The organism is Bartonella sp. AC158YNML (assembly GCF_042196725.1).
Lineage (GTDB): Bacteria > Pseudomonadota > Alphaproteobacteria > Rhizobiales > Rhizobiaceae > Bartonella.
This window is the reverse complement of record NZ_JBHIQU010000035.1, coordinates 1-5,490: the sequence shown is the minus strand read 5'-3', so window position 1 is coordinate 5,490 and position 5,490 is coordinate 1. Positions and strand designations below refer to the sequence as shown.

Here is a 5,490-nt window from a genome sequence, read left to right as displayed (position 1 = left end):
TTAGCTGCTTTTGCGAATTTCATTTCAGTTACATAATAGAATTTTTCGGGATTAGAGATCTCTGTAACTTTTGGATTGCCTTTTTTAAAGGTCACTGGATACGGCTCTACAGTTTCATAGTTTACGTGCAAATGACCCAGTTCACGCCCTGCTGTTACAAATTTCCAAAAATCATCAGCACTCTTTACACAAGGGATACGAGGCAATTCTTTAGAGAGGTTATCAGCATAACGGGTACGATAATCTTCCGAATGCAAAAGACCGTAAACATAATAGAATAGATCATCTTTCGTGATAGTTTCATTAGGATAAGCGGCTTTAAAATGTGCTAATCCCTCATCAGTAATGGCATCACGGCGTTGTAAACCAGCTGTTTTGCTGTCTTCTTTAAATAAATGGGATTGTTTCTCACTTTTACTTTTTGAGACCGTAGTATCTTCGTAAATATAGCGTGGAAAGCATTGACCATTACTTATTGCTTGAACATCCTGTAAAGTTTTACTCATCAAGACAGAAAAACCATTTACTCCTATACCTGTAATTTGTATTACCTTATTTTCAACTGCTTGCCCTATAGGGAATATCCACGGCATTTGGTAAGTTCTTTCATTAAAAATACGATTATAATAGAGCCACTGTCGTGTAAAAGGGCGATAAAAACTTTGAACTAAACAACCGCTTTCGAATTCGGAAAAGTTCCCTCTTGTCAATTCTTGTTTAAGACTACTGCTCCAACTGATTTTTGTAGAATCAATATTAACGAAATCATTTACAGCATTAGTACGTATTTTACGGTCGGTGTGTGCATAAGTATTATTAAAACGTTCTACTTCGCTATTATAGAAGGCAATCATATTACTCATGTTTTTTGATAAAACACTACGGCTTGAGTTATATACCCATGCATCACGACTCGTCATAATACCACGAGAATAAGTTTCAAATAGCTTTTTATCATGCTCTTTTTTAACACCTAGAGCCAGGAATGTCTTGAAACTATCATCACGTTGATTGATCCAATCACCGTGCTTGTCTGGTGTAATTATTTTCCAACCGCTTTCACGCGTGACACCACTAATACTACCAAAGTATTCAAGAGTAGTAAGTTTTTCTTTTGTTGTAAGATTATTACCAATATCATGATAGTAAATTTTACACCCTCCAGAAGCATTGGGATTTTTAATAAATAAGGTCACGGCAATACCAGCCATACTACCACTCCCAAAAATATTTTGTCCTTCTTGAGAAGCCTCTTTATTCGTCATATTTTTGCGAATATCTCCTCGCAAATTGAGCACATAAATACTGCTAAATTCCTTAACAAAACACTTTCTTAAACTCGTCATAGAATTTGCATCTAAAAAACTTCCATTTGTAACAAAACCAATAACACCACAGTCTTTTATACGGTCACTAGCCCAGCGAATAGCACGGATATAGCTGTCATAAAGCGCTCGTATATTACTTGCTTTAGATTGAGCAGCATAAGTTTCACTGATCCGTTTATCTAAAATTGGATAAGGGGTATTCTTTGCATTATCATTTTCATTCTTTTGTCCTACTGAATAAGGAGGGTTACCAAAAATAACTTCAATATTTAGTTTCTTTTGATGCTCTAAATATTCACTGTTTTCTTTAAATAATTTTTGCAGAAGGTTTTTCTCTTCAAGCATACGGAAGGTATCGGTCAAACCAATATGCTTGAAAGGAATATACTCACCTTTCATAAGACTATGATAGGTAGATTCAATGTTAATCGCTGCTATGTAATAGGCGAGTAAAACAATCTCATTGGCATGGATATCATGACGGAATTTATATTCCATATCCTCTGGTTTGATGAGTTTTGATTGTAACAGCCGCGTAATAAAGGTTCCTGTTCCAGTGAAAGGGTCAAGAATAGAAACACCCCGTGACCCCAAGCTTTTTCCAAATTCATTACGCAACACATTATCAACAGAATGAATGATAAAATCAACAACCTCAACGGGCGTATAAACAATCCCAAGCCTATCCGTGGTTTTCTTAAATGCCTTGGCAAAAAAGCTTTCATAAAGCGTAATAATAAGATTTTGCCTTGCTTGGGGCGAAGTAATCCCAGAAGCACGAAGCCTTACACTGTTATAAAACTCTTGTAATTCCTTGGATTCTTCCTCGATATTGGTTTTATCAAGTTCTGTTAAGATTTTTTCCATTGCTTGCGAAATGGCATTGTTTTGCACAAATTCATTGCCCTCAAACAAAGCTTCAAACACGGGACGCGTGACAAGATGTTGTGCTAACATCTCAATGGCTTCCTCCTGTTTTATTTCACTGTTTAAGTTGTTCTTTAATTCCTTATGAAAGGCATCAAAAGCATGAAAGGCTTCACTGTTTTCATCAGCAAGCAGGTTTTGAAGATGGGTGATATGATTTTGAGCAATCTCAGCAACATTGCCCGCCCAATTTTCCCAATAATCCGCAATAGCAAATTTCTTCGCAAGAAGGGTTTTCAAAGCATTGGGAAACTCTTTATAAAAAGGTAATCTTCCTGTTACGCTATGAATAATTTGTGGTTCATGAGCGGCTTTTCCAATCTCAAGCCCCATATGTTCTGATTTTTCATGGATATGGAGTTTATCCTCAACCGCGGTCATGCTCTTTAAAGCGCCAATCTCCAAAACATCACTAACGTCTTGACCTAAAATCATCTGGTTAAGGGTGATTTCAAAATTCTCATCATGAGCAAGCAAAGCATTGATCACTTGCCAGACCACCTTGTATCTTTTGTTGTATTTTAAAGCCTGTTCAGCAGAAACCCCAGCCGGTACCCCAACGGGTAAAATGATGTAGCCTCTCCTTTTACCTCGTGCACGCCGCATGATACGCCCCACCGCCTGTATGATATCCACATAACTTTTCCGCGGGTGTAAAAACATGATCGCATCAAGAGCAGGAACATCAACACCCTCAGAAAGACAGCGTACATTGGTTAGCACACGACACGTATTTTCCCCCGCATCTTCCTTAAGCCAATCAAGGGCTTTATGACGCGTTTTGGCACTTTGGGTTCCATCAATATGATCAAAGGTACAGTGAAGCGGCGGGGTATCTTTATAGACCTTATGAAGATTAAATAATTCTTTCTGTATTTCTTCAGAATTGAAGGTATCACGGATCCGTTCAGAAGTTTTGATATCTTTGCAAAAAGCCAAAGCCCGCCGCATGGGATTAGGGTCATCATTTAAATCAACTTTTAGATCTATTTTAGCAAGGGCTTGATAACAGCCTATGATCTTGGTTTTATCATCAAGGATAAGTTCATAATTCTCATCGGTCATCAGATGTTGAATGGATTGACTCACTTCCTCTTCATTAATCCCCAAAACAATAATCTTATAAGGTGCAAGCAATTCATTCTGAACGGCTTTTGAGAAAGTATAGGTATAAAGCTCTTTTCCATAGAGCTCTTCATCATCCATAGAGGCGAGAACGGCATTGATCTCATCGGCTTTCTTTTTGGCATCATCAGTAAAGATCTTAGGCGTTGCTGTCATATACAGACGTTTTTTGCCTTGAATGATGCTGTTATCGTGAACCTTGATAAAATCAGATTCATTGTCGTCAGTTCCCAATGAAGCCCCAGTGGTTCTATGGGCTTCATCGCAAATGATCAGATCAAATTCGGATAAATCATACTTTTTTTGCGCATCCGAAATCACTTGGATTGAATGGTAAGTAGAAAACATCACGGTCATCAGATCATGTGAAACCTTACCCGCTTTGCTAGCCAGTTCTTTTGCATCCGTTGTTGCAGGCAAGGCAAGATCAGAGCTATCAAATTCAAGAGCATCATTTTTATTATTCTTACGACGCTTACCCACTTGTGTATCCGAACACACGGCAAAGGAACGCAAAGGCACTTCTGTATCTTCTGTCCATTCACGAATTGTTTGAGAGATAAGAGCGAGAGAGGGCACCAGAAACAATACCCGCTTGCCTTGACCTGCTATGGTTTCTGCTATCTTAAGACTTGTAAAAGTCTTCCCCGTTCCACATGCCATAATGAGCTTGCCACGGTCTGCTTCTTGTAAACCTTCACAGACTTTCTCAAGGGCTTCTTTCTGATGATCTAAAAGCTTTTTTTTCGGTTTCTCTTTAAGAACAGCTTGTCCTTGTTCTTTATAAGCCCCCCAATCGATTTGACTATTTTCTAAATCAAACAGATTAATCCGTTGAGGACGGATTTCTTGCCCCTCACAAGTCAGTTCAACATTGTCACTCCAATCTGTTTCGGTGCTATCAACCAGTATGCGACGGGTGAAGATCTTTTTGCCCGAGGCAGCAATAAAACTATCAATATCTTCTTTTCTAATTATGTGAGAAGCATCATAGCATTTACATTGAATAGCCGCATAGCCTCCTTCATCACGGATTGTAGCGACCAAATCAATCCCAATATCAGTTCCATTTTCTCCATGCTCTTGCGCCCATTCATAATAAGTCTGAACCTTTTCGTATTCTTGCTTTTGAAGAGGGTCTTCACTCAAATAAACCATGACAAGGTTTTCAAACATGGTTCCTAATTCACGGGGTGATTTAGCTTTTTGACGATAATATTCCAACAGAGAGCGTAAAGTGAATTGTTCATTATCAGAGTTAACATATTGCAGCATATTGTAATAAAAATCCCTTGCCTTATGAGATGATCAATAACCATCAAAAGAATCAAAACGAATTCAATTAAATGCATTTAAGGCAAATAACGATAAAATGGGAAAAAACTGCTAAAAAAAGCCGATATTTTTTTCAAAAGGGGTTTTAAAGGTTGTTTATCCACAGTCCATGACATGGAGTAGATCAGCAAAGTAGTGAAATCTGCTATTCGTTTCACGTATTCATCAAGACAAATGAACTATGTACATAAAAATATCATAATGAGTATTTTGAAGTGTTTTACGAAGCACTAAAATGGTCTATTTTGTCAGTTCAATTTACTGACACATAACTGACGAGTTTTAATCAATTCACATCATTGGTTATCTTTAAAGATTGTACTCTTGATATGAGTTATGTTTTTAAAATATTAACCTATTGATATATAATAACTTTTATTTTTTTCTCATTAAAAAAATAATAGAGGGTCTAAAAGGAACTGACAGAACTGACAACACTGACAAAACTCTTCCTATAAGGTCACTCAGATTATTATCTTTGGAGAAAAATTCCTTGATAAGAATGCCATTAAAAAGAGTTTTGCCTCTTTGAGTAGAAAGTTTTTAAAAAAAGTTTCTTTATTGTTTTATGCTGCTGTTTTTGACTAAAGGATTCCATTCATAATAAGTGCTAGGGTGTCCACTTGTCTGATGTGTTATAAACTTTTTTCGAAGATGATTAGAACAGCATAAAAGCTCTAAAGCTTGCTTAACGGCTCCATTATCTTTGAAACATTTCCAATCACGTTTATAAATATCCCTTGTTGTAAAAACATCGGGCAAATGATCACAACGC

The 5,490-nt window shown here is 37.1% G+C and carries 1 protein-coding gene and 1 pseudogene; both read right to left on the bottom strand.

Annotated elements, in window-relative coordinates; genetic code table 11:
* A partial coding sequence (locus ACFIM1_RS08830) for a DEAD/DEAH box helicase (protein ID WP_375694628.1) occupies positions 1-4,655 on the bottom strand: 4,655 nt, incomplete at its 3' end.
* A gap of 618 nt (positions 4,656-5,273) precedes the next feature.
* Positions 5,274-5,490, bottom strand: a pseudogene (locus tag ACFIM1_RS08825) (DUF3987 domain-containing protein); the annotation flags it as partial.